25 protein-coding genes and 2 tRNA genes are annotated in these 24,879 nt (G+C 61.3%); 12 read left to right on the plus strand and 15 right to left on the minus strand.

All coding sequences use genetic code 11. The features are described from left to right. Positions 1 to 178: 178 nt before the first annotated feature. The 10 genes from groL to ispB all read right to left on the minus strand — a co-directional run bounded on the left by groL (position 179) and on the right by ispB (position 9,441). The gene (groL, locus tag AC30NL_RS11185; RefSeq protein WP_489464076.1) at positions 179 to 1,828 is read right to left on the minus strand and encodes a chaperonin GroEL; all 1,650 of its coding nucleotides are present in this window, start codon (positions 1,826 to 1,828) and stop codon (positions 179 to 181) included. Between the two features lie 23 nt (positions 1,829 to 1,851). After that, positions 1,852 to 2,142 carry a co-chaperone GroES gene (gene groES / locus AC30NL_RS11190; protein ID WP_088284330.1) on the minus strand — a complete coding sequence of 97 codons (291 nt, stop codon included), beginning with the start codon at positions 2,140 to 2,142 and terminating at the stop codon, positions 1,852 to 1,854. Between the two features lie 299 nt (positions 2,143 to 2,441). Beyond that, positions 2,442 to 2,651 carry a DNA gyrase inhibitor YacG gene (locus tag AC30NL_RS11195; protein WP_489464077.1) on the minus strand — a complete coding sequence of 70 codons (210 nt, stop codon included), beginning with the start codon at positions 2,649 to 2,651 and terminating at the stop codon, positions 2,442 to 2,444. 26 nt (positions 2,652 to 2,677) lie between these two features. Next, a complete protein-coding gene (gene zapD, locus AC30NL_RS11200) occupies positions 2,678 to 3,433 on the minus strand; it encodes a cell division protein ZapD (protein WP_489464078.1) in 756 nt (251 codons plus the stop codon). A gap of 81 nt (positions 3,434 to 3,514) precedes the next feature. Next, positions 3,515 to 4,111, minus strand: coding sequence for a dephospho-CoA kinase (gene coaE, locus AC30NL_RS11205; protein WP_489464079.1), 597 nt, complete (start codon positions 4,109 to 4,111; stop codon positions 3,515 to 3,517). A gap of 34 nt (positions 4,112 to 4,145) precedes the next feature. Next, entirely contained in the window at positions 4,146 to 4,997 is an 852-nt protein-coding gene (locus AC30NL_RS11210; RefSeq protein ID WP_489464080.1) for a prepilin peptidase, read from the minus strand. Beyond that, entirely contained in the window at positions 4,994 to 6,217 is a 1,224-nt protein-coding gene (locus tag AC30NL_RS11215; protein WP_489464081.1) for a type II secretion system F family protein, read from the minus strand. Before AC30NL_RS11215 ends, AC30NL_RS11210 begins: the two co-directional genes overlap by 4 nt. Before the next feature lie 62 nt (positions 6,218 to 6,279). Beyond that, positions 6,280 to 8,001 (minus strand): type IV-A pilus assembly ATPase PilB, encoded by a 1,722-nt coding sequence (pilB, locus tag AC30NL_RS11220; RefSeq protein WP_489464082.1) that lies wholly within the window; start codon positions 7,999 to 8,001, stop codon positions 6,280 to 6,282. A 334-nt stretch (positions 8,002 to 8,335) separates the two neighbouring features. After that, positions 8,336 to 8,412: transfer RNA gene (locus AC30NL_RS11225), tRNA-Pro, on the minus strand. Between the two features lie 87 nt (positions 8,413 to 8,499). After that, positions 8,500 to 9,441: an octaprenyl diphosphate synthase gene (ispB, locus tag AC30NL_RS11230; protein WP_489464102.1), complete on the minus strand. Its 942-nt coding sequence runs from the start codon at positions 9,439 to 9,441 to the stop codon at positions 8,500 to 8,502. Between the two features lie 271 nt (positions 9,442 to 9,712). Between ispB and rplU the strand changes: the two genes are divergently transcribed. The 5 genes from rplU (at position 9,713) to proB (ending at position 12,790) form a co-directional block, all read left to right on the plus strand. Next, positions 9,713 to 10,024, plus strand: a complete 312-nt coding sequence (rplU, locus tag AC30NL_RS11235; RefSeq protein WP_489464083.1) for a 50S ribosomal protein L21 — start codon at positions 9,713 to 9,715, stop codon at positions 10,022 to 10,024. Positions 10,025 to 10,050: 26 nt separating this feature from the next. Continuing rightward, on the plus strand, positions 10,051 to 10,308 hold the full coding sequence (gene rpmA, locus AC30NL_RS11240) for a 50S ribosomal protein L27 (RefSeq protein ID WP_489464084.1): 258 nt from the start codon (positions 10,051 to 10,053) through the stop codon (positions 10,306 to 10,308). Positions 10,309 to 10,413: 105 nt separating this feature from the next. After that, on the plus strand, positions 10,414 to 10,602 hold the full coding sequence (locus AC30NL_RS11245; RefSeq protein ID WP_489464085.1) for a LiaI-LiaF-like domain-containing protein: 189 nt from the start codon (positions 10,414 to 10,416) through the stop codon (positions 10,600 to 10,602). Continuing rightward, complete coding sequence (gene cgtA / locus AC30NL_RS11250) at positions 10,599 to 11,675, plus strand: Obg family GTPase CgtA (RefSeq protein WP_489464086.1); 1,077 nt, start codon at positions 10,599 to 10,601, stop codon at positions 11,673 to 11,675. Before AC30NL_RS11245 ends, cgtA begins: the two co-directional genes overlap by 4 nt. Beyond that, the gene (gene proB / locus AC30NL_RS11255; protein WP_489464087.1) at positions 11,672 to 12,790 is read left to right on the plus strand and encodes a glutamate 5-kinase; all 1,119 of its coding nucleotides are present in this window, start codon (positions 11,672 to 11,674) and stop codon (positions 12,788 to 12,790) included. The genes cgtA and proB overlap by 4 nt, the downstream gene beginning before the upstream one ends. A gap of 6 nt (positions 12,791 to 12,796) precedes the next feature. Here proB and AC30NL_RS11260 read toward each other — a convergent pair whose 3' ends face one another. Next, entirely contained in the window at positions 12,797 to 13,417 is a 621-nt protein-coding gene (locus tag AC30NL_RS11260; protein ID WP_489464103.1) for an RNA pyrophosphohydrolase, read from the minus strand. 110 nt (positions 13,418 to 13,527) lie between these two features. Between AC30NL_RS11260 and AC30NL_RS11265 the strand changes: the two genes are divergently transcribed. Continuing rightward, complete coding sequence (locus AC30NL_RS11265) at positions 13,528 to 15,273, plus strand: proline--tRNA ligase (RefSeq protein ID WP_489464088.1); 1,746 nt, start codon at positions 13,528 to 13,530, stop codon at positions 15,271 to 15,273. Between the two features lie 215 nt (positions 15,274 to 15,488). Next, complete coding sequence (locus AC30NL_RS11270; protein ID WP_489464104.1) at positions 15,489 to 16,082, plus strand: lytic transglycosylase domain-containing protein; 594 nt, start codon at positions 15,489 to 15,491, stop codon at positions 16,080 to 16,082. Positions 16,083 to 16,246: 164 nt separating this feature from the next. Here AC30NL_RS11270 and AC30NL_RS11275 read toward each other — a convergent pair whose 3' ends face one another. From AC30NL_RS11275 to AC30NL_RS11285, 3 genes are all read right to left on the minus strand, one after another. Then, entirely contained in the window at positions 16,247 to 16,819 is a 573-nt protein-coding gene (locus AC30NL_RS11275; RefSeq protein ID WP_489464089.1) for a UbiX family flavin prenyltransferase, read from the minus strand. Between the two features lie 4 nt (positions 16,820 to 16,823). Further along, on the minus strand, positions 16,824 to 17,141 hold the full coding sequence (grxD, locus tag AC30NL_RS11280) for a Grx4 family monothiol glutaredoxin (RefSeq protein ID WP_489464090.1): 318 nt from the start codon (positions 17,139 to 17,141) through the stop codon (positions 16,824 to 16,826). Positions 17,142 to 17,236: 95 nt separating this feature from the next. Further along, positions 17,237 to 17,854: a hypothetical protein gene (locus tag AC30NL_RS11285; protein WP_489464091.1), complete on the minus strand. Its 618-nt coding sequence runs from the start codon at positions 17,852 to 17,854 to the stop codon at positions 17,237 to 17,239. 197 nt (positions 17,855 to 18,051) lie between these two features. Between AC30NL_RS11285 and AC30NL_RS11290 the strand changes: the two genes are divergently transcribed. The 5 genes from AC30NL_RS11290 (at position 18,052) to AC30NL_RS11310 (ending at position 23,859) form a co-directional block, all read left to right on the plus strand. Continuing rightward, complete coding sequence (locus tag AC30NL_RS11290) at positions 18,052 to 19,170, plus strand: cytochrome c biogenesis protein CcdA (RefSeq protein ID WP_489464092.1); 1,119 nt, start codon at positions 18,052 to 18,054, stop codon at positions 19,168 to 19,170. Further along, a complete protein-coding gene (locus tag AC30NL_RS11295; RefSeq protein ID WP_489464093.1) occupies positions 19,116 to 19,400 on the plus strand; it encodes a thioredoxin fold domain-containing protein in 285 nt (94 codons plus the stop codon). The genes AC30NL_RS11290 and AC30NL_RS11295 overlap by 55 nt, the downstream gene beginning before the upstream one ends. 45 nt (positions 19,401 to 19,445) lie before the next feature. Continuing rightward, positions 19,446 to 19,522 (plus strand) — tRNA-Met (locus tag AC30NL_RS11300). 531 nt (positions 19,523 to 20,053) lie between these two features. Continuing rightward, positions 20,054 to 22,822, plus strand: a complete 2,769-nt coding sequence (locus tag AC30NL_RS11305) for a response regulator (RefSeq protein ID WP_489464094.1) — start codon at positions 20,054 to 20,056, stop codon at positions 22,820 to 22,822. Between the two features lie 242 nt (positions 22,823 to 23,064). After that, on the plus strand, positions 23,065 to 23,859 hold the full coding sequence (locus AC30NL_RS11310) for a response regulator (protein ID WP_489464095.1): 795 nt from the start codon (positions 23,065 to 23,067) through the stop codon (positions 23,857 to 23,859). A gap of 190 nt (positions 23,860 to 24,049) precedes the next feature. Here the strand turns inward: AC30NL_RS11310 and prmC are convergent, their stop codons facing one another. Continuing rightward, the gene (prmC, locus tag AC30NL_RS11315; protein ID WP_489464105.1) at positions 24,050 to 24,877 is read right to left on the minus strand and encodes a peptide chain release factor N(5)-glutamine methyltransferase; all 828 of its coding nucleotides are present in this window, start codon (positions 24,875 to 24,877) and stop codon (positions 24,050 to 24,052) included. Positions 24,878 to 24,879 lie beyond the last annotated feature (2 nt).

Below are 24,879 nucleotides of genomic sequence, written 5' to 3' on the forward strand. Positions count from 1 at the left end.
CTCCTCACTTGTGTGGCTCGCCACACGGCGCTCGGAGCGCCTTGCATCGCATCCCGCCCAGCGCCCCCAAAACGGGAACTTATTCCGGGCCAAATCCTAAAGAAAAAAGGGCTGCCGAAGCAGCCCTTTCCACACATGGCAGAGTTGCACGGGACACAGCGGTCCCGGCGACAACTCTTTACATGTCCATGCCCATGCCACCCATCCCGCCCATGCCACCAGGCATGCCGCCGCCGGCGCCGGCTTCGTCCTTGGGCGCTTCAGCGACCATGGCTTCCGTCGTCAGCATCAGGGATGCGACCGATGCAGCGTTCTGCAGGGCAGTGCGCGTCACCTTGGTCGGGTCCAGGATGCCCATTTCGATCATGTCGCCATACTGGCCATTCGCCGCGTTGTAGCCGTAGTTGCCCTTGCCGGCCAGCACCGCGTTCACGACCACGCTCGGCTCGTCGCCCGCGTTTTGCACGATGATGCGGATCGGCTCTTCGACGGCACGCAGGATCAGCTTGATGCCGGCTTCCTGGTCGGGGTTGTCGCCCTTGACGGCGCCCGCGGCTTGCTTGGCGCGCAGCAGGGCCACGCCACCACCGGCCACGATGCCTTCTTCAACGGCTGCGCGGGTGGCGTGCAGCGCGTCTTCGACGCGTGCCTTCTTTTCCTTCATCTCGACTTCGGTCGCAGCACCGACCTTGATCACGGCCACGCCGCCGGCGAGCTTCGCCACGCGTTCTTGGAGCTTTTCGCGGTCGTAGTCGCTGGTCGCTTCTTCGATTTGCACGCGCACTTGCTTGACGCGTGCCTCGATGTCGGCAGCAGCGCCGGCGCCGTCGATGAGGGTGGTGTTTTCCTTGCCCACTTCGACGCGCTTGGCCTGGCCGAGGTCGGCCAGCGTGACCTTCTCGAGCGTCAGGCCGACTTCTTCAGCGATGACCTTGCCGCCCGTGAGGATGGCGATGTCTTCGAGCATGGCCTTGCGGCGGTCGCCGAAGCCAGGCGCCTTGACGGCCACGACCTTCAGGATTCCGCGGATCGTGTTGACCACGAGGGTGGCCAGCGCTTCGCCTTCGACTTCTTCCGCGATGATCAGCAGGGGACGACCCGACTTCGCCACTTGCTCCAACGTGGGCAGCAGGTCGCGGATGTTGCTGATCTTCTTGTCGTAGAGCAGCACGAACGGATTGTCGAGAACTGCGGACTGCTTATCGGGGTTGTTAATGAAGTAGGGCGACAGGTAGCCGCGGTCGAACTGCATGCCCTCGACGACTTCGAGTTCGTTGTTCAGCGACTTGCCGTCTTCGACAGTGATGACGCCTTCCTTGCCGACCTTGTCCATCGCGTTGGCGATGATCTGGCCGACGTCGTCGTCGCTGTTCGCCGAGATCGTGCCGACTTGCGCGATTTCCTTGCTGGTCGTCGTGGGCTTCGATTGCTTCTTGAGCTGCTCGACCAAGGCGAGAACCGCCTTGTCGATGCCGCGCTTCAGGTCCATCGGGTTCATGCCGGCGGCCACGTACTTCATGCCTTCGCGAACGATGGCTTGAGCGAGCACGGTCGCGGTGGTGGTGCCGTCACCGGCGTTGTCGCTGGTCTTGGAAGCGACTTCCTTGACCATTTGTGCGCCCATGTTCTGGAGCTTGTCTTTCAGCTCGATTTCCTTGGCCACGGACACACCGTCCTTGGTCACGGTGGGGGCACCGAAGGAGCGCTCGAGCACCACGTTACGGCCCTTCGGGCCCAGTGTCACCTTGACTGCGTTAGCCAGGATGTTCACGCCTTCGACCATGCGGGCACGTGCCTCGCCGCCGAAGATCACGTCTTTTGCTGCCATGTCTTAATCTCCGATTCAGTTGCTTATTTCTCGACGACAGCGAAGAGGTCTTCTTCGCGCATCACCAGCAGTTCGTCGCCATCGACCTTGACGGTCTGGCCGCTGTACTTGCCGAACAGGACGCGATCGCCCACCTTGATGTTCAGAACGACGAAGTCGCCCTTGTCGTTGCGCTTGCCCGGGCCGACGGCCAGGACTTCGCCTTGGTCAGGCTTCTCTGCGGCGTTGTCGGGGATAACGATGCCGGAGGCGGTCTTGGTTTCTTGCTCCAGGCGCTTGACGATCACGCGATCGTGCAACGGACGAAGTTTCATGGGATCTCCTTCTGAGAACAGGCTTCTGCGAGGGTATGAGCGGAAAGTGTTTGCTCATTCACTTAGGAAAAGCGGTATGAGATGCCGCTCCTATTTGCCATTAGCACTCAGTACCTTTGAGTGCTAGCAGTCGAATTATAGGGGTCGAAGCAGCCCTTTCAAGAGGCAGGGTACCCGCGGCAGTCAGGAAACCGTCGAAGGACGAAGGTTATGCGAGCCAACTCGCTCACCGCCATTCGTTCCTCGGCCAAGACTTTGAAGTCGGGGAGCTAAGCGACTTTGCATGCAGCCCGCCACTCTCAGTGGGTTTGGGGCGGCGGCTTGTCGGCGTCGAGGTCTACCGTGGTCGGCTTGGCCTCGACGGTATAGCTTTCGCTCGCCCACGCGCCGAAGTCGACGTTCTTGCAGCGCTCGCTGCAAAAGGGGCGATAGGGATTTTCTGGCGAGTAGACGCTGTCTCCGCCGCAGGTCGGGCAGGTGACGATTCGTCGAGGGGGTGACGTGGCCATGGTCTAGCGAACGGTCTCTCGAATGCTCAGGAGCAGAGCGTGAGTTCGAAGGTGGTTTCGGCGGTGCTAGGCTTCAAGCGCCCCTCGGCGTCAGGGCGCATCAGCCGAACCGATGCCATCAACCGATGGCCGCTGATTTCAGGAATCAATGCTTCAATGCTCTGCAGTCTCACGCGCATCAGCTGATAGGTGCGGCCTGCAGGAAGGCTCTGCTGGTATTGCCCGCCGACCGCGACAACCTTGTGCGGCACGCCCGAATCGCGCAGCAGGCCCAGCAATACGTTGAGCGCCTCCGCCAGCGGCATGAGGCTCGAGATCCATTGCATCAGGTCGGCACGACGTCGTGGAACCTCGAGCTTTTGCCAGGCGTGATAGGCCGGCAGGTCAAATTCGCAGGTGCCGCCCGGGATGCTGATGCGGCTTCGGATGCTCATCAGCCATTCGTTGGTGGTGAGCTCGTGGCCCGCCTTGCCTGGCAATTGGTTGAGGCGGTTGAAAGCATGGTCCACCTTGGCCACTATGGCGGTGAGGACTTCCTCTGAGATCGAGGGGTTGCCGCGGTAGCCGTTGAGCACGCCCTTGTGGCGCTCGAGTTCCTTGAGCAGGTCGGACTTCAGGTCGGCACGAGATGCAACGTCGACGATTTCGAAGATGGTGGCCAATGCGTAGTGGTGATCGACCGCGGTATCGCGCGGGATCAACTGGCCGAGGCGGTCGAACAGATGTTCGAGCCGCAGCATGGTGCGTATGCTTTCGTTGAAGGGGTACTCGTACAGAACCAAAAGGACATCCTCGGGCTTGAGCCGATCGCTGGAGTGCGAGTGCAGTGGGGGCTCGATTGTTCCACAGGGAGTTGCCCTATTTCAGCAAGGGGCGCACCACCCCGCCCACAGCGCGTCCACTTCGGATGCAAGGGCCTCGAGTGTGAGCCCGTCATTGCGGATCACTGCATCGGCGGCGGCAAGGCGCGCGTCGCGCGTGGCCTGCTGCTCAATGATCTTGCGCACGGCGTCTTCCGCCCAGCCTGCACGGCTCACCACCCGTTGCACCTGTGTCTCTTCGCTGCAATCGACCACGAGGACGCGATCGACGATGGCACGCCAACGGCCGGATTCGACCAGAAGGGGCACGTCGAACACCTTCACTGTGGCCTTTGATGCGTCGGCCGCACGCGCGGCCTCGATGCCGATCAAGGGATGAAGAATTGCCTCGAGACGACGCTTGGCTTGCGGGTCGGTGAAGGCCAAAGCGCGCATGCAGTCGCGGTCCAGTGCGCCGCTCGCATCAATGAACCCGTCGCCGAAGCCTTCGCGAATGGCGGAAATGGCCGCGCCGCCGGCCAAGGTGAGGCGGCGGGCGATGGCGTCGGTGTCGATGATGGCAGCGCCGTGCGACGCGAGAAGCGCCGCAACGGTGCTCTTGCCACTGCCGATGCCGCCCGTGAGGCCGATTCGAAGCACGCGATTCGCCACACGAATTCCCGCTGAACGTGGATCAGCCCCAGCCCAGCCAATCAAGTACGCGAACTGATCCGGCAAGCATCACGACCAGCCCGGCGCCCGCGAGGAACGGACCAAAGGGCACATAGCGGCCTTCACGCAGTCCGCCGCTGATTTTGAGGCCGATGCCAACGATCGCGCCGATGACCGAGGCGGCCAGCACGATCGGCAAAATCATCTGGACCCCCAGCCATGCGCCGAGCGCGGCCAGCAACTTGAAGTCGCCGTGGCCCATGCCTTCCTTGCCGGTGGCCTTCTTGAAGATCCAGTACACCGTCCAGAGCGACAGGTACCCGACGACCGCGCCCCAGACGGACATGGACAGGGGAATCGTCCAGCCCACAGCCGCACTGACCAAGCCCGCCCACAGAAGTGGCAAGGTGAGGTTGTCCGGTAGCAGTGTGGTGTCCCAGTCGATACCCGCGAGTGCCACGAGTACCGCGATGAAGCCGCACCACAAAAGCGTGGTGGGTTGGGCGCCGAAGCGATGGGCTGCTGCGGCGAAGAGAACCGCAGTCACGATCTCGATGAACGGATAGCGAGGCGAGATGCGGGTCTTGCACTCGGAGCACTTGCCGCCGAGCCGCACATAGCTCAGTACCGGCACGTTTTCGTGCCAGGCAATGGCGTGCGAGCATTTCGGGCAGCGCGAACGCGGCTTCGATAGCGTGATCTCGGGTGGTGTCTCAATCTTCACGCCGAGCATCTCGGCGCTGTCGAGCTTCCAGCCACGTTCCAGCATCTGCGGGAGGCGGTAGATCACGACGTTCAGAAAGCTGCCGATGCACAGGCCCAGCAATGCAAGGGCCCATGGCGAAAGAAGGATCTTCGCGAGTTCTGGCGTCACACCACCTGGCCCAGCTTGAAGATCGGAAGGTACATCGACACCACGATGCCGCCGATGAGCGTGCCCAGGATCACGATGATGAAAGGCTCCATCAGGCTCGACAGTCCCTTGACGGCCTCGTCGACCTCGTCTTCATAGAACTCGGCGGCTTTGCCCAGCATAGCGTCCAGCGAACCGGATTCTTCGCCGATGGCGCACATCTGCAGCACCATCACCGGGAAGACGCCCGTGGTCTGCATGGATGTCGTCAAGGCGCTGCCGGTGGACACGTCTTTCTGGATCTGCTCCGTCGCTTCGGCGAACACCGCGTTTCCCGAAGCGCCGCCGACCGAGTCGAGTGCTTCAACGAGCGGAACGCCTGCCGCGAACATGGTGGACAGCGTGCGGGTCCAGCGGGCCACGGCCGATTTGTTCACCAGTTCGCCAAACACCGGAACCTTGAGCAGCAGGCGGTCCATCGCCTTCTGCATCTTCTCGGATCGACGCCATGACTGGATGAAGAAATAGGTGCCGCCTATCAGGAAGCCGAAGATCGCCCACCAGAACTTGATGAAGAATTCCGACATCGCGATCACGAGCAAGGTCGGCGCGGGCAGGTCGGCGCCGAACGAGGTGAACACATCCTTGAAGGCCGGGATCACGAAGATCATGATGACCGCCAGCACGACGAAGGCAACGACCAACACCGCGATCGGGTAGATCAGCGCGGACTTGATCTTGTTCTTGATCGCCATCGTCTTTTCTTGATAGATGGCAAGGCGATCGAGCAGGGTTTCGAGAATACCGCCTGCTTCACCGGCTTCGACGAGGTTGCAATACAGCGCGTCGAAGTACAGCGGATGCTTGCGGAACGCGGCCGAGAGGCTTGTGCCGGTTTCGATGTCGCTTCTTATGTCTGTCAAGAGGCGCGTCACCTTCGGGTTGGTGCTGCCACGCGCCACGATGTCGAAAGCCTGGATGAGCGGCACGCCGGCTCGCATCATCGTGGAAAGCTGACGGGTGAAGATGGCGATGTCCTTTTGCTTGATGGACTTGCCGCCGCTCATTCGGCGCTTCTTCACCTTGGTGACGAGAATGCCCTGCCGTCGTAGGCTTGAGCTGACCATGGCTTCGCCACCGGCACGCATCTCGCCACGGACGATCTTGCCGTTCTTGTCCTTGCCTTCCCACTCGAAGACAAGTTCCTTGATGTTCTGTTTCGCGGCTACTGCAGTCGCCATAGTGCCTCCGAGGAACCCAGTCCCCGCCCGAACATTGTTAAGTTAAATGATGTCGACATCGGTCATTCGTTGGTGACCGAGATCACTTCTTCAAGGGTCGTCACACCCGCACGCACCTTGATCAAACCGGACTGCCGCAGGTCGCGCACGTTCTCGCGCTGCGCCTGCTGGGCAATATCCATGGCCGTACCCTCAGAAAGGATGATGCGCTGAATCTCCTCCGAGATGGGCATCACTTGGTAAATGCCGACGCGGCCCTTGTAGCCGTTGCTGCACGCGGAGCAGCCCATGGCACGGTACGGGCTCCAGCTGCCGTCGAGGTCATTAGGCTCGAAGCCTGCCTTGAGCATCGCTTCGCGCGGATACTCTGCCGGCTTCTTGCACAGTTCGCACAACTTTCGAGCGAGCCGCTGGGCAGTGATGAGCAGCACGCTTGAGGCGATGTTGAACGGCGCCACGCCCATGTTCAAAAGACGGGTCAGTGTAGTCGGCGCATCGTTGGTGTGCAGGGTGGACATCACCATGTGGCCCGTCTGCGCCGCTTTGATGGCGATGTCGGCAGTTTCCAGGTCGCGGATTTCGCCGACCATGATCACGTCCGGATCTTGGCGCAAGAAGGACTTGAGTGCGGCTGCGAAAGTCAGGCCCGCCTTGTCGTTGACATTGACCTGGTTGATGCCCGGCAAGTTAATTTCAGCCGGGTCCTCGACTGTCGAGATGTTGACGCCCGGCTGGTTCAGGATGTTCAGGCAGGTATAGAGCGATACCGTTTTTCCAGAACCCGTCGGGCCGGTGACGAGGATCATCCCGTAGGGCCGTTGGATGCACGATAGGAGCCGGTCCTTCTCAATCTTCTCGTAGCCCAGCGCCTCGATGCCAAGCTTTGCGCTCGACGGGTCGAGGATACGGATCACGATCTTCTCGCCGAAGAGTGTGGGCAGCGTGCTGACCCGGAAGTCGATGGCCTTGCTACCGAACTTGAGCTTCATGCGCCCGTCTTGCGGCACGCGTTTCTCGGCAATGTCCAGGCGCGAGATCACCTTGATGCGCGAGGCGAGCTTGTCCTTGATGGCGATCGGCGGCTGCGTGATCTCGCGCAACTCGCCGTCCACGCGAAAGCGCACGCGATAGTGATATTCGTAAGGCTCGAAGTGCAGGTCGGACGCTCGTGCGTTGATCGCATCGATCAACATCTTCTGCAGGAAGCGGACCACCGGGGCATCTTCGACGTCGGCGGATCCTGTCTCGGGTGCTTCCTGGGTCGTGACGTCGTCAGTAACGTCGAACTCAAAGTCGCCCGAAGCCATGGACTCGAGTGTTTCGGTCGCGCTCGTGCCGCTGCTCTCGAGGATCTTCGAGAGCTTGTCGTGCTCGACGATGACCCATTCGGGCGACAACTGCGTCGCGAACTTGATGCGCTCGACGGCTTCCTGGTCGGTGGGGTCCGATGCGCCGATGAACAGGCGATTGCCGCGCTTGCCAAGCACCACGACGTGGTATTGCGCCGCGAGCTTGTTCTCGATAATGTTGCGAGGCAGTTTTGTCGAGTCGACCGCGTTCAGGTCCAGCAGGGGTAGTGCGAGCGCGCCGGCCAGAGTGTGCGCAAGCTCGGCGGGTGTGACCGCGCCGGAGGCGATCACCGAAGTGACGAAGTTGCCTTTCTTATCCTTTGCGATAGCCTTGACGAGATCTTCGGCTGTCTTGGCGTTCAGCTTGCCGGCATTGACAAGAACCCGGGCGACGCCGGAGAGCGCGGAGTGAGGGGTATCGGTGAGGATGTCCACGTGTCAGCTACGAGTTTGTACGCACCGCACCTGTGGGGGCGGTATCGCGTCTGCGAACGAGGATGCGCAGACAAAGACCGGGGTGCGCTGCGCGCGAGGGGGGCAAGCAGCGGAATTTCGGGGCACTGAGTGTTCACTCCACGGGGGGCAACCCGACGATGATCGCCGAATCGTCTGGCAGTGTAAATCGCCCAGATCCGCGCACGCTGCCAACTATTCACGACAACATCGCCGCGCGCCTTGGCGCGCAAGCCCCGACGCATCGGAAACAAAATGCAATCGCATAGCGAGGCCGCGAATGCGTCTGAAATACGGCAACGGAAGATGAAGGATTTGGTCGGGGTGAGAGGATTCGAACCTCCGGCCTCTACGTCCCGAACGTAGCGCTCTACCAGGCTAAGCTACACCCCGATTTTTGAAGGCGCTGCGAGTGCAGCACCTTTCGTTCGGTTGTCAACGACGCTGTCTTGCGGCAGCAGCTTTTGACTCGACTGCTGCTCAAAAAGAGCGATCAACCGACTGAACGCAGAATTCTAGCAGAGCTTCCCGGCTCTCCGATGTGGGGATCAATCGAAGCGAGTCGCGCGCCTTGTCGGCTTGGGCGCGAGCAGCGTCCCGCGTGGCCTCGATCGCCCCGGTGTGGCGCACGATTTCGACGATGTCGGCCAATTTGGTGATCTCACCGTGCTCGATGGCTTGACGGATCAGATTGCGCTCCGCTGCCGTACCGCGCTCCATCGCGACCAGCAGTGGCAAGGTCGGCTTGCCTTCGCGCAAATCGTCGCCAACGTTCTTGCCGAGTTGCGCGGTGGAGCCCTCGTAGTCGAGCAGATCGTCGACGAGTTGGAAGGCGGTGCCCAGCGACCGCCCGTAATCTGCGCAAGCCTCTTCCACATCGTGGGGCGCATCGGCCAGCACGGCGCCGAGTCGGGCGCTTGCTTCGAAAAGCTTGGCCGTCTTGTATCGGATCACGCGAAGGTAGTCTTCGACCGCGATGTCCGGGTCGTGCATGTTCATCAACTGCAGTACCTCGCCCTCGGCGATGACGTTGGTCGCGTCGGCAAGCACTTCGAGAACGCGCATGTGATTCACCGATACCATCATCTGAAAGGCACGCGAATAGACGAAGTCGCCGACCAGCACGCTGGCTGCATTTCCAAAACGGGCGTTTGCCGTCTCGCGCCCGCGGCGCAGCGCCGACTCGTCGACAACGTCGTCGTGCAGCAAGGTCGCGGTGTGGATGAATTCGACGGTCGCAGCCAGTTCGAATCGCTCGGGGCCCGTGAAGCCAAGCGCTTTGGAAAACAGCAGCACCAGCATTGGCCGGATGCGCTTGCCGCCGGCGCTGATGATGTAATGCGCGATCTGGTTGATGAGCGCGACGTCGGAGGCCAATCGACGCTGGATCACCGCATCGACTTCGTGCATGTCGGCGGCCATCAGCAACGCTACGCTGGAGGTAGGCGCAGCGGATTCGGATTGGGGCGCCGTCTGGGCGCTGGACTCGGAAGACACGGGCTGGATTATAGGAACGGCCGTCGGGGAGCTGGGGCAGGCGTCGTCGTTTTGAGCGCAAGGCCGAAGTTTTTGGGGCATAGTCATTTGAGGTTGCGCCGTCTGCTGTACTACAATCGTAGGCTCTGTGTAACACGCAGGGTCTTTGCATGCCCGTTTTTTTGGGTGCGCGAAGGTACTCAACGAAAGGGCTGATATGTACGCGGTCATAAAAACCGGCGGCAAACAATACAAGGTTGCTGCAGGCGAAAAGATCAAAATAGAACAGATTGCTGCGGAAGTTGGTCAAGAGATCACGATCGATCAGGTGTTGGCAATTGGTGCCGGCGTTGACCTGAAGGTCGGGACTCCCTTGGTGACGGGCGCAAGCGTGGTGGCCAAAGTGTTGGCCCAAGGCAGGCATGACAAGGTGCGCATTTTCAAGATGCGCCGTCGCAAGCACTACCAGAAGCGACAAGGTCACCGCCAGAACTTCACTGAAATCGAAATCAGTGCAGTGAACGCCTGATACGCCAATTCAAGGAGATCTGAACCATGGCACAGAAAAAGGGCGGCGGTTCCACACGGAACGGCCGCGATTCCCAACCGAAGATGCTCGGCGTCAAGGTGTTCGGCGGCCAGACCATTCCGGCCGGCTCAATCATCGTTCGCCAGCGCGGCACAAAGTTCCATGCTGGCAGCAATGTCGGCATTGGCAAAGATCACACGTTGTTCGCGCTGGTCGACGGCGAAGTGAGTTATGCCGTCAAAGGACCCCGCAATCGTCAGACGGTGAGCGTCAAGGCGCAGTGATAGTGATCGCCCTTGCCTCGTCGACAAGCCCCGGTCAACCGGGGCTTGTTTTTTGCGACGCTGGATTACCATCGTGCGCATCCGGTTAACCAAAGAGGCATCAGCATGAACAAGAGCGGCATCGTTCTCATCGTCATCGGTTGCCTGTTCCTTGCCCACAACTTCGGACTGCTGCAGTTCGGGTGGCTGCAACAATGGTGGCCGCTGATCCTGATCGCGGTCGGGGTCTGGTCTCTCACTAATCACAAGCCAGGTGACAACCAGTCGTCGGGTACAGACAAGCCACACTCATGAAATTCGTCGACGAAGCCACGATCGACGTTGTTGCAGGTAATGGCGGCAACGGCTGCATGAGCTTCCGTCGCGAGAAGTTCATTCCGTTCGGCGGTCCGAACGGGGGAGACGGCGGCCGCGGCGGCAGCGTCTACGCAGTGGGCGACCGGAATCTCAACACCCTGATCGACTTTCGCTACGCACGCCGCCACGAGGCGCGCAATGGCGAGAATGGCCGCGGCTCCGACCAGTACGGCGCCGCCGCCGAGGACATCGTCCTGCGCATGCCTATGGGCACGATCATCAAGGACGTCGATACGGGGCAGGTGATCGCCGAGTTGCTCGTTCCAGACGAAAAAGTGATGCTCGTCAAGGGAGGCGACGGTGGCTTCGGCAACCTGCACTTCAAGAGCAGCACCAATCGTGCACCGCGGCAGAAGACTCCAGGCTGGCCAGGAGAGGCGCGCAAGCTCAAGCTCGAACTGCGTGTACTGGCGGATGTGGGCTTGCTGGGAATGCCGAACGCGGGCAAGTCGACGCTGATTGCTGCAATATCAAACGCGCGGCCCAAGATCGCCGACTATCCGTTCACCACCCTGCATCCGAATCTCGGCGTCGTGCGCGTGCAAGCGGAGCAAAGCTTCGTAGTCGCCGACATTCCGGGCTTGATCGAAGGCGCCTCAGAAGGCGCTGGCCTTGGCCATCTTTTCTTGCGCCACCTGCAGCGCACGCATCTTCTGCTTCACGTCATCGACTTCGCGCCTTTCGACGAAGCGGTCGATCCGGTCGCGCAAGCGAAGGCCATCGTCGGCGAACTGAAGAAGTACGACGAAACTTTGTATGAAAAGGACCGTTGGCTGGTGCTCAACAAGCTCGACATGGTGCCCGACGAAGAGCGCGAAAAGCGGGTCAAGGACTTCATCAAGCGCTTCAAGTGGAAAGGTCCGGTGTTTCAGATTTCGGCTCTCACACGCGAAGGTTGCGAGCCCCTAATCAAGGCAATCTACCAACACGTGTCCAAGCTGAAAAACGTGGTGCCGGACGATCCCGATCCGCGCTTCGCGACCACCGACGTCGGCGCGCCGCAATCATGAGCGATGCGTTGAAAAGCGCGAGGCGGATCGTCGTCAAGGTCGGATCCAGTCTCGTCACTGACGAAGGGCGTGGTGTCGATGCCGAAGCCGTGGATAACTGGTGCCGGCAAATGGCGGCCCTCGCTTCGCAGGGACGCGAAGTCGTGATGGTGTCCAGTGGCGCCATCGCCGAGGGCATGAAGCGCCTCGGCTGGGCATCGCGTCCGAAGGAAATCCACGAACTGCAGGCCGCCGCCGCCGTCGGCCAAATGGGCCTGGCGCAAATCTATGAATCGAAGCTGCGCGAGCACGGCATGGGCAGCGCGCAGGTGCTGCTCACGCATGCGGACTTGGCCGATCGCGAGCGCTACCTCAATGCACGGTCGACACTATTGACGCTACTGAGGCTGAAGGTCATTCCCGTCATCAACGAGAACGACACCGTCGTCAACGACGAGATCAAGTTCGGTGACAACGACACGTTGGGCGCGCTGGTTGCCAACCTTATCGAGGCCGATGCATTGGTCATTCTCACCGACCAGAAGGGTTTGTACTCGGCCGATCCGCGTCGTGACCCCGACGCCCGTTTCATCGACGTGGCTCTAGCCGGCGCACCCGAGCTTGAGCGGATGGCCGGTGGCGCCGGTTCCAGCATTGGCAAGGGCGGGATGATCACCAAGGTGCTCGCTGCCAAACGGGCCGCCAAGAGCGGGGCCAGCACCGTCATTGCATGGGGACGTGAGTCGGACGTTCTGGTCCGTCTATCCTCAGGCGAGGCCATCGGCACGACGCTGTTGGCACCTACACAGAAAATGGCTGCGCGCAAGCAATGGATGGCCGATCACCTGCAACTGCGAGGCACGGTCGTTGTCGACGACGGTGCGATGAGCAAGTTGTGCGACGGCGGAAAAAGCCTCCTGCCGATTGGCGTGGTGGAAGTGGCCGGAGAATTCCACCGCGGCGACGTTATTGCGGTGAAGAGCCTGTCAGGCATCGAGATCGCTCGAGGCCTCGCCAATTACTCAAGCAGCGAAGCGCGTCTCATCGCCCGCAAACCGTCGAGCGAGTTTGAGCGCCTGTTGGGGTTCACCGGCGAGCCGGAGATGATCCATCGCGACAACCTCGTCCTGACCTGATTCAGGTCAGCGCTGCGTCGTCTTCGGAGCGTCGACCGGAGGTGGCGAAGCCGATTCCGAAGGCAGGTCGTGATGCGTATGCGGCCGGCCATCGTGTTCTTCATCACGATAATGCGGCCTCATGCCCGACCGTAGGTATCGGTTGTGATGGCTTCCGCGCGGCAAGAACCGAGCGAGTTCAGTCAGTGCCATCTGATAGACATCGCGCTTGAACTCGATCACCACCTCGAGCGGAACCCAATACTCGTTCCAGCGCCAGGCATCGAATTCCGGATGATTGGTGGCGCGCAGATTCATGTCGGTGTCGCGACCGACCAGCTGCAAAAGAAACCAGATCTGTTTTTGTCCGCGGTAATGCCCGCGGGCGTCACGTCGGATGAAGTGATCTGGCACTTCATAGCGTAACCAGTCGCGTGTGCGCGCGATGATGCGCACATGTTCCCGTGTCAACCCCACTTCCTCGTGAAGTTCGCGGTACATCGCCTGCTCGGGCGTCTCGCCGTATTTGATGCCCCCTTGCGGGAACTGCCAGGAATGAGTGCGGATGCGTTTGCCCCAGAATACCTGGTTTTTCTGGTTGAGCAGGATGATGCCGACGTTGGGCCTAAACCCTTCACGGTCGAGCATAATCAACCCCAAAATTCTCGTTGAAACGATTATTGCACCGGCGTGACGGTAAGCAACCCCTTGGGTTTCCCTCACTTGCCGTGTGATCTCCCTCCTTTTTCCGGTACGGCATGAAAGCATCACAATTCTTCATTTCCACCCTCAAGGAGGCACCCGCAGATGCAGAGGTGGTGAGTCACAAGCTGATGATGCGTGCAGGCATGATCAAGCGGCTCGGCGCCGGCATCTACAGCTATATGCCAATGGGGTTGCGCGTAATCCGCAAGGTCGAGGCCATCATTCGTGATGAGATGAATCGCGCTGGTGCCGTCGAACTTCTGATGCCGGTGGTGCAGCCGGCCGAGTTGTGGCAAGAAACAGGGCGATTCGAGAAGATGGGGCCGGAACTTTTGCGTGTGAAGGACCGCCACGATCGTGACTTCGTCGTGCAGCCCACGAGCGAAGAAGTCATCACGGACATCGCTCGGCAAGAGCTGCGCAGCTACCGGGCGCTGCCGAAGAATTTTTATCATATCCAGACCAAGTTCCGCGACGAGCGGCGTCCACGCTTCGGCCTGATGCGCGGTCGCGAGTTCACGATGAAGGATGCATACTCCTTCGACCGCGACGAAGATTCGGCGGGCAAGAGCTACGACGCGATGTACACAGCCTATGTGCGAATTTTCGAGCGCATGGGACTCACCTTTCGCGCCGTGGCTGCGGATACCGGTGCCATCGGCGGAGACAGGTCGCACGAATTCCAGGTCATCGCAGATACGGGTGAGGATGCGATCGTCTACTGCCCCGAGTCGGACTACGCGGCGAACATTGAACTGGCCGAGGCAGTCCCCTTGATTGCACAGCGCGCCGTGCCTGCCCAGCCTTTGGTGAAGACGCCCACACCGGCAAAGAGCACTTGTGAGGACGTCGCGGCCCTTCTCGGGGTTTCGCTCGACACGACAGTGAAATCCCTCGTGCTCGCCACTGACGAGAAGAATCCAGCGGGTGACGTAGTCAAGACGATAGTCTGGCTGCTGCTGGTTCGTGGCGACCACTCGCTCAATGAAGTGAAGGCGGGCAAGGTGCCCGGGCTGAAAGATGGCTACCGTTTCGCCACGGCCAGCGAGATCGAGGAGTACTTCGGTTCCAAACCCGGCTATCTTGGGCCCATCGACCCGAAAAAACCCTTAAAGATAGTCGCTGATCGCACAGTCGCCAACATGAGCGACTTCATATGCGGCGCGAACGAAGGTGATTTCCACATGACTGGGGTGAACTGGGGCCGAGACCTGACTGAGCCCGACGTGGTGGCCGACATCCGAAACGTTGTGGAAGGCGACCTCTCACCTGACGGGAAAGGCAAGCTGGCGATTCAGCGCGGCATCGAGGTGGGCCATGTATTCTTCCTCGGCACCAAGTACTCCAAGGACATGAACGCGACCTATCTCGACGAAACGGGCAAGCCACAGCTCATGCAGATGGGTTGCTACGGCATTGGCGTGACACGCATCGTCGGGGCGGCCATCGAGCAGAACCACGACGAACGCGGGATCATCTGGCCCGACGCGCTTGCGCCCTTCACGGTGGTGATCTGCCCCATCGGCTACGACCGCTCAGCAGAGGTGCGGGCAGCCGCAGACCGGCTGCACGACGAACTGCAGGCCAAGGGCATCGATGTGATGCTCGACAACCGCGGCGAACGTCCGGGTGCAATGTTCGCCGATTGGGAACTCGTGGGCGTGCCGCACCGCGTGGTGATTTCGGACCGCGGGCTGAAGGAAGGCAAGGTCGAATATCAGGGTCGGCGCGACGCGCAGGCAGTGACGGTTGGCGCTGACAACATCAAAGCCTTCGTCATCTCCAAGCTAAGCATCTGATAGGTCAGCTCTCCCTCGCGGGAGAGTGAAGATTCGCACGATATGCCTCGCTCATCCAGTTCTGCGGATCCTGAGGTGGAACCATCGATCCTTGAGGAGGACTCAAGCCTGTCTCGAGCGAACAAGGCAGATTCTTGAAGATTGACCGTTTGGTCCCCCTCACTACGGCGCTCTACCGCAAGGGGGGAGGGAGGAGGGCGTGCCTGCTGGGTGTCATGGGCGCCGTGGTCGGGGGCTTCTTGCCTGCCTCTGCACAGGCGGGTGCCCAGCAAGAAGAACCCCTTGCCGATGCCGTCCGCACCGCCCTCGCGGCCGCGATTGCCAACAGCGCACCGCCAAGACCCGCCTTCGCCTCCACCGAAGCTCGTCTTGCCTACCTCCGCTGGCTCGGCGAAATGAGCACGCGGCTCAAGAAACGAACAACCGATCACACCACTCGCGTCGAGTTCCTCGAAACCGTCTGGTACGAAAGCAAAAGGGCGGGCCTTGAACCCAATCTGGTGCTGGGCCTCGTCCAGGTTGAAAGCGGATTTCGCAAGTACGCGATCAGCAGCGTCGGAGCTCGTGGCTATATGCAGGTGATGCCCTTCTGGGCGCGGCTGATTGGTGGGGGCGATGCGCTCGCGCTCTTCCACATGCAGACCAATCTGCGATTCGGCTGCGTGATCCTGAGGCATTACCTCGACATTGAGCGAGGCGATCTCTTCATGGCCCTCGGCCGCTACAACGGCAGCCGCGGTCGCGCCGAGTACCCGAACCTGGTGTTCGGCGCGCGCAAGAACTGGGATTACCAGCCGCCTGCACCCTGAAGAGGCTGAGAGTTTTTCGATCATGCCTGCTCATCACGCCAAAAGGCCCCTGCTCGTCGTTGCAAATGCTCGCCATAGCACGAGCTATGGCTGCGCTTTGCGCCTCTTGACGTGCTGCTCGGACACGCTCGAATACTCTCAGCCTCTGAGCCGGCACAGGCCGGCTACAGCCCATTCCAGGACTTCGGCGCAGCGCCATCAACGCCGAGCAAGGCCAACACCCGCTCGACCGTCTCGTTCACAAGCTCATCAATGTTCTGCGGCCGGTGATAGAACGCCGGCATCGGAGGAAAGATGATCCCGCCCATCTCCGTCACCGACGTCATGTTGCGCAGATGCGCGAGGTTAAAGGGCGTTTCGCGGACCATCAGTACCAGGCGGCGCCGCTCCTTCAAGGCTACGTCGGCCGCCCGAGTGAGCAGGTTGTCCGAGAGGCCGTGGGCAATCGACGCCAGGCTCTTCATGGAACATGGCGCTACAACCATCGCATCGGTCGCAAACGACCCGCTGGCAATCGCAGCGCCGATATCGGACGGGCTATATGCTACGTCCGCCAGCGCCTCCAGCGCCGAGCGATCCAGCCCCAACTCGTGATGAACATTGAGCACGCCCGCTGGCGTCACGACGATGTGGATCTCGCGTTGCGCAGCCTTCAGGCGTTGCAGCAGCCGCAGGGCATAGGCCGCGCCTGTGGCGCCGGTCACCCCGACGACTACCCGCGATGCGGAAGCAGTCACGGCTTCAGGCCGCGGCGCCCAGCACCTGCTGCAACTCGCCAGCCTGGTACATCTCCATCATGATGTCCGAGCCACCGACGAATTCGCCATTGATGTAGAGCTGCGGGATGGTGGGCCAGTTGGCATAGTCCTTGATACCCTGGCGCACGCCCTCGTCCTCGAGGACGTTGACGGTCTTCAGGTCATTGACGCCGCAAGCCTTGAGGATCTGCACGGCGCGGCCGGAGAAGCCGCACATCGGAAATTGAGCGGTGCCTTTCATGAAAAGTACCACGCGGTTGGTTTTGACGAGATCGTCAATGCGTTGTTGAACGTCGCTCATGGTCGAGAGGCCTGTTGGCTGGCAAAGGTGGAAAAGCCGTGGTTATACGGCAAACCCGAGCCGGTTTTCCGGCTGCGGTCTTGAAAGCTTTCTTCTTAGAAGGAGTAGGTCACGCCGAGTTGCAGCAAAGGGGACAAGCGCATGTCGCGCAGGGCGTCGTCCAGACTTGCGCCGTTGCCGAGCTTGACGGCCGAACCGGGCTTTAGAGCCATCACGCCCAGGTCGGCGCTGAATCCCCACCCATCTCTGCGGGCCAGGCGGGTGTAGCCCAAGCCGACATACGGAACCGGTGCTTGATCACCATTGCTGTCAGCGGTGTTGGACATGCCCCAGACGTCGACGGTTCGACGATCCATATTGAAGGGCCTTCCACCAAGGCCAGCCGAAGGTGTACCGAGCAAAAGCGAGGCATTTCGCGTCCCGATGAACAAGCCACTGGTAGCGCGAAAACCGCTCGCACTACCGACGCCTATAAGCGTTCGACTGAAATAGAAGTCTCCGAGGAGGCTCGCGCCGCTGATTTTCAAGCCTTGGCTGTCGATGTTCATCGCGTCGGGATAAGCTATCGGCGAGTAGGTGCCCAAGGCCAAGCGTCCCTGCCACTGCGGCCCAAGGCTCGCGACAGAAGGCACTAGTCCGTCGTCCAAGGCCCACGCGCTTCCGCCGGTGCTCATGGTCAGAGCTGCGGCTGCCAACCAGCATGCTGATCGCATAACAAGCTCCTCGAACAGTTGACACGGTTTATGCGGTGAATTCGGCTTTCATGCTACGCCGCTGCGGTGGACTTGTGTAATGCCTATGAGTCGTTGTTGTCTATTGGGGTGGTGATGGCACAGTGCGCGTGTTGCCGGGGCGAGAAATGCCGATTCCGGGGGCTGACGCGGCGGCGACCGTGGTCAGTGGTTCCACCATGACCATACCGCCGCACGTCGGCGCGATCGGCGCCCCATCCAGCGTTGCGCCCAACATCGCCGTCAACACAGTCTCCGTCGCCGAGGGTGCCGAGGCCGCGCTTCGTTCAGGAAAATTCTGGAAGGTCGTCGGCGCATTCTTCCTCGGCGGTCTCGCCTTGTCGCGCACGCCATGCGTGCTGCCTATGGTGCCCATCCTGTCATCCATCATCGTCGGGCAGGGGGCAGGCACGAGCACCAGCCGCGGACGCAGTTTCGCCTTGTCAGTGAGTTATTCGCTCGGCATGGCGCTCTTCTACACGGCGCTTGGCGTCGGCGCTGGACTGGCCGGCCAAGGACTGGCCGCAACTTTGCAGAACCCATGGATGTTGAGCGCGTTTGCGTTGCTGCTGGTGGGGTTGTCGCTGTCGATGTTCGGCGTGTACGAACTGCAATTGCCAGCATCGTTCACAAGTCTCTTGAATAGTGCATCGCAGAAGCTTCCCGCTGGGCAGATCGCGGGCGTCTTTGCGATGGGCAGTCTGTCCGCCCTGATCGTCAGCCCTTGCGTGGCGGCACCGGTGGCTGCGGCACTCCTTTTCATCAGTCAGACGCGCGACGTGGTACTCGGCGGCACAGGTCTTTTTGCGCTGTCGGTGGGCATGAGCGTGCCCTTGCTGCTCGTGGGTGCTTCGGCCGGCACTCTGTTGCCTCGGACCGGCGCCTGGATGAATGATGTGAAACATATTTTCGGCGTGCTGCTTGTCGCAGTCGCGTTGTGGATCGTCCAGCCCGTGTTGCCCGCGACAGTGGCGCTCGGCCTGTGGGGCGCCTTGCTGGTGGCCAGCGCCGCCCGGCTTCGCTCGGTGGGTGGGCTCGCAAGGTCACGGCAGCGCTGCTCGCGATCTTCGGTGCGATCCAGATTGTCGGGGCGACGTCAGGTGGCACCGATCCGATTCATCCTCTGTCCCATCTTGTTGACCCGCGCACCGCGCCAGCAGCAGTCCCGGTTTTCGCGCCTGTACACACGGTCTTGGAACTCGACGCCGCGCTCGACACCGCTAGCAAGGCGAGGCGTGCGGTCATGCTCGATTTCTACGCCGACTGGTGTGTGTCGTGCAAGGAGATGGAACACCTGACTTTCACCGAAGGGTCGGTGCGCGCGAAACTGGCCAATGCCGTCCTACTGAAGGCTGACGTCACGAAGAACAACGTGGACGACCGTGAGTTGCTCAAGCGCTTTCAGCTCTTCGGCCCACCGGGAACCATCTTCTTCGATGCGCAGGGCAAGGAGCTCACGCAACAGCGCGTCATCGGTTTCCAGAACGCCGAGCGCTTTCTCGAAACGTTGAATGCTGTCGGGCTTTGAGCGCATGGATGTGATGCGGCCGTGTGCTATAGTAGCAAGCTCAGTCGCGGGGTGGAGCAGTCTGGTAGCTCGTTGGGCTCATAACCCAAAGGTCGTTGGTTCAAATCCAGCCCCCGCAACCAAAAAATACGCGGTGCGAGCCGCATGCAAAACGCCAACCGAAGGGTTGGCGTTTTGCTTTGGGCTCACGTATGACCCATCTGTGGTCTGCGGCGAATCTGCTCGAAGGCGTACTGCGCAGTTCGAGTTCCTAATGGCTCAAGCTGCCTGCAAGGCCTGCAGGCGAGCCTGCATGGTCCCGCTGCCCGCAAAACACGCTCGTTAAACTAGTTGCGTACGCAGTCAGGCGCATCCATCTGCGTAGCTGGAAGACAGGTGCGTAAAGCACCAGCCCTCGCTCAGGTGACGCGCTGCGAGCTTCTTCTGGATGGTGCACGGTCGATTTCACAGGCGTTCTAATCACTCAAATCGGCCGAATGGGAGCGGAACTTCGGCTTAGGTGTTTTCCGCCTATTTCGTTCATCGTCCGCACTAATGCAGGTGGACACCATCCACAGGAGCTGGAATCCAGCAGGTGTGGCGCCGCCGGGGAAGACTGGACAATCGCCGCCAGGAGGTCCATCGTTCGTACCGGGCAAAGCACCGGGGGCCTTATGAAAGTTGCTGTGCGCGCGGCGAGTCTCCACGCCAAGCTGATGATCGCACTTGCCGCAGTAGTCATCGCGATGGCGACCGTGTCGGTCACGCTGTTGACCAACCAGGAGCGCGAGCGCCGCATGAGCGAGCTGGACGCCCGCGCCGAGCGGATCGCCGACCTTTTCAGCCGCTCGCTTGCGCCCACGATGTGGAACGTGGACTGGGAAGCGATCCAGGGGCAACTGGAAGCGCTGGCGCCGAACCCGGAAGTCGTGCGCTTTCGAGTCACGGCAGCCAACCACGGCATCGTGTCGGAGGTGGTTGGCCAGCCGGATGCCAACTTGTCGAGCACAGTCGTCGTGGTGCGCCCCATTGTCTACCCGCTTAAGGGCGGCACGCCGCAGCAATTGGGGCAGGTCGAGGTGATGTTCACCCGCGCCGTCGCCGAGCGTGCCATCCAGCGCACGCGCACCACCATCACGGCGCTCGTCGCCACTGCAATGCTGGGTCTGTACGCCGTGACCTTCCTGCTGCTCAGGCGCCTGGTAAGCCGACCGATCGTGGAGATGGAGCGGATGGTCGATCGCATCTCCTCCGGCGACTTCGGCGCTCGCTGTCACGTGGGCACCGAGGACGAACTCGGCCTGTTGGCGAGTCGTGTCAATGCCATGGCCGAGGCGCTGGAGCAGTCCAACCAGCAGCGCAAGCAGGCTCTCGAGGATCTTCGCCGCCACCACGACGAGCTGGAGCGTGCGGTGCGCGAGCGCACCGCACAACTGGAAGATGCCAAGCAGCGCGCCGAAGTCGCCAACCGGGCCAAGAGCGACTTCCTGGCCAACATGAGCCATGAGATCCGCACACCGATGAACGCGATCCTCGGAATGTCGCACCTCGCGCTTCATAGTGGCCTCACCGCGCGCCAGCAGAACTTCGTGCAGAAGATCCACACCTCTGCCGAATCCTTGCTGGGCGTCATCAACGACATCCTTGACTTCTCGAAGATCGAGGCCGGCAAGCTCGACATCGAGCACGTCAATTTCGATCTCGCAGACGTGCTCGACAACCTGGCCAACGTGGTCGGCATGAACGCGGAAGAAAAGGGCCTGGAACTGCTCTACGCGGAGGCGCCGGACTTGCCGCAGGCTCTCGTCGGCGACCCCTTGCGTTTGAGCCAGGTGCTGCTCAACCTTTGCAATAACGCCGTGAAATTCACTGAGCAGGGAGAAGTGTCGTTGGCGGTGGAGATTGCCCGACGCCAGGACAATGCCGTCGACTTGCGCTTCGAAGTGCGCGACACGGGCATCGGCATTGACGATGCGCAGCGGGAGCGCCTATTCCAGCCCTTCGAGCAGGCCGATACCTCCACCAGCCGTCGCCATGGCGGCACGGGCCTGGGTTTGGCCATCAGCCGACAGCTGGTGCGGCTGATGGGCGGCGAGCTGGAGCTGCGGAGCATCCCCGGGCAAGGCAGCCACTTCTACTTCACCTTGCGGTTCGCCTTGCAGCCGGCAGCGGCAAACCGGCCGCCGATGCGCCACGAGGGGCTGCTGGGCAGCCGCGCGCTGGTTGTCGACGACAACGCGCATGCCCGCGAGCTGCTCGCCGGCATGATCAAGGCGCTTGGCTTGCAACCAGACGCGGCGGACGACGGTGACGAGGCGCTACGGCGAATCGTCGACGCCGAGGCTGCTGGCGAGCCCTACGACATCGTGCTGCTCGACTGGAAGATGCCTCGCATGGACGGCATTGACTGCGCACGGCGCATCCGCGAAGGGGCTCGCCCCGGTCAGCGCTCGCCCACGGTACTGATGCTCACGGCTTTCTCGCGCGACGAGGTGCTGCGGCGCATTGAAAATCAGGGCGTGCAGATCTCCGCGCTGCTGACCAAGCCGGTCACGCCCTCTTCGCTGTTCGATGCCTGCTGCAAGGCGCTGGGCCTCGCATCGTTGTCCAGCACGCGCGCCGAGCGGCGAAAAGGCACGCTCGATGAGCATCAGTCGCGGCTGAAGGGCGCGCGCATCCTGCTGGTCGAAGACAACGAGATCAATCGCGAGGTCGCACTCGATCTGCTGAGCGACGAAGGAATCATCGTCGAGACTGCGCCCGACGGCCGCCAGGCTCTGGAGATTCTCGACAGGAAGTGTTTCGATGGCGTGCTGATGGACTGTCAGATGCCGGTGATGGATGGCTTCGCTGCCACCCGCGCATTGCGCGAGCGCCCGTCGTTGCTGAACCTCCCTGTGATTGCGATGACAGCCAACGCCATGGTTGGCGACAAGGAGCGGGCACTCGCGGCAGGCATGAACGACCACATCGCGAAGCCGATCAACATTGACGAGATGTTCGCCACGCTGGCCCGCTGGATCACGCCGAATTCAGCGGCTGCCGAGGCTCCCGCCGTCGTTTCGATCTTGCACACGCTGCCAGGCGTGGACGCCAGGGTCGCGCTGACCCGCATGCGTTCCAACGAAGCCCTTTTCGCGAGAACGCTGCAGATCTTCCTCGATGGCCATCGAGACTTCGTCGCCCGCTTTTCGTCGACCTGGGCGCAAGGTGATGAAGCGATCGGGCGCGAGATGGCGCATGATTTGCACTCAGCGGCCGGCACCCTCGGCATGCAGGCATTGCAGCAAGCTGCGTTGGCGCTCACGCAGGCGTGCAATACCGGCGATGCGCAAGCGGTCGAAGCGCGCCTGCAAGAGCTGTCGACACTCATGAAGCCTGTCATCCAGGGGCTGCAATCCTGGGCCGAGAATCGCGCGCACGCGCCCGTCACACAGGGTTGATCACAAGGAGGCAATATGCGATGGAGCAATTGAGCAGGCCGCTGAAGTTCCGCTCTTCTGCGTCGCAGCGATCAGCATCCGCGCGGGATGACGCCGCACTGGGAAACCGCTTCAGAGACGGACCACCTCCGCATGAGGGATGTCTCTCTCTTCGCACTGTTGATTTGAAGCATGATCGTCGTTGTGGGATGCATATGGCGAGGCGATAACCCCATTCGACGCAGCGGCGCAAAGGAACACTCATGGAATACCAGTCGAAGTTCAATGGAGCACGCGTTCTCCTCGTCGAGGACAACGCGATCAACCGTGAAGTGGCGCTCGACCTCCTCACCTCGGAAGGCATCAGCGTCGAAGTCGCCGTCAATGGCCGCGAGGCGCTGGACAAGCTGGCGGCCGAGCGCTTCGATGGCGTTCTCATGGATTGCCAAATGCCCGTGATGGACGGCTTCGCTGCCACACAGGCGTTGCGCGAGAGGCCGGAGCTGCGTGAGTTGCCAGTGATCGCAATGACGGCCAACGCGATGGTGGGCGATCGTGAGAAGGCGCTTGCCGCCGGCATGAATGACTACGTCGCAAAGCCCATCGATTTCGACGAGGTGCTCGCGACCCTGGCGCGCTGGATCACGCCGCAGCGAGCCGGGCCTGCCGAGGCCGCAGAGTTGGACCTGCATTCGCTTCCAGGGGTCGACGCAGTGGCCGCGCTCGAACTGTTGCGCGGCAACGAAAAGATGCTTCGAAGGACGCTACTGCGCTTTTTCAACGCGCACAAGGACTTCACCACCAGCTTCTCAGCCATCTGGGACGCCTCCGACCCGGCTCCCGCCAGACGCATGGCGCACGATCTCCAGTCCATTGCAGGCCTGCTGGGCATGGTTGATGTACGTCAATGCGCGCTGGCACTGGAGCAGTCGTGTGTCGCCGCGGATGAGCAGGCCGTCCGTGCCCGGTTGCCGGAGTTGTCGACCGCCTTGAACCCGGTGATTCAAGGCTTGGCCGCCTGCGCCGATCAACTGGCACGGGATCAGAACAATCCCTGAACTCGCGCAGCAGCCCTTGGCGGACGGGCACGCAAGGCGCCATTTTCGTAAACGTAGAACGTGTTCGGCTTCACTGCATCGATTATGCGGGCGCATCTTGCTTGGGACGACGGCGGTGACAAACCAGCGCCCCCGATCGCAACGAAGCCCGGCGATAAGCTTGCGCTGTTGGTTTGATCGGGCGTAAATACTAGCTCTGATGTGGCGCTCGAGCTCCAGTGCAGCGCGTGATGCCGGCAAGATCCTCGCGCGATTGCACTGCATTGAAGCCAACGGCGGCGAGCAGCGAGCCAACCGCTTCGGCTTGATCGTGGCCATGCTCGAGCAACAGCCATGCACCCGGTTTCAGGTGTTTCATTGCCCCGGTGACGATGACGCGGATGTCATCGAGTCCATCGGCACCTGCGGTCAGGGCGGACCGTGGCTCGTGCGACAGCGCCGCCAGATGATCATCGCCTTCTGCGATGTACGGCGGGTTGCTCACCGCGAGGTCGAAGCACTGTATTCCTGCGCCGCCCCACCAGTGGCCCGATCGCCAATTCACCTCGAGGTCGAGGCGTTGCCCATTGGCCTTGGCAACGTTCAACGCTGCATTGCTTTTGTCCAGTCCAGTGACTCGCGCCAGGGGCATCGCGTTCTTGATGGCCAGTGCGATGGCGCCGCTGCCTGTCCCGAGATCGATGACCTCGGAATCCGCAGGACCGTCGCCCAGCAACTCCAACGCCCAGTCGACCAGGGTCTCGGTATCAGCCCTCGGTACAAGCACGTCCGAATTCACGCACAGTGTCAAGCCGTGGAATTCCTTCTCTCCGAGCATATACGCAAGGGGCTCGCCTGATGCACGGCGCGCTAGCCACGTGACAAATGTTTGCATCAAATCATCAGGCAAGACCGCATCGTCATTCGCGATCAGCCACGCCCGGGATCGATGCATGCATGCGGCCAGCAGCAGATGCGCATCAAGTCGATCCACGCCGGCTGCGCGAGCCCGACCCAGCGCTTCGATCACGGTCAGCATGC

Origin of the sequence: Rhizobacter sp. (genome assembly GCA_021153565.1) — a bacterium.
GTDB lineage: Bacteria > Pseudomonadota > Gammaproteobacteria > Burkholderiales > Burkholderiaceae_C > Albitalea.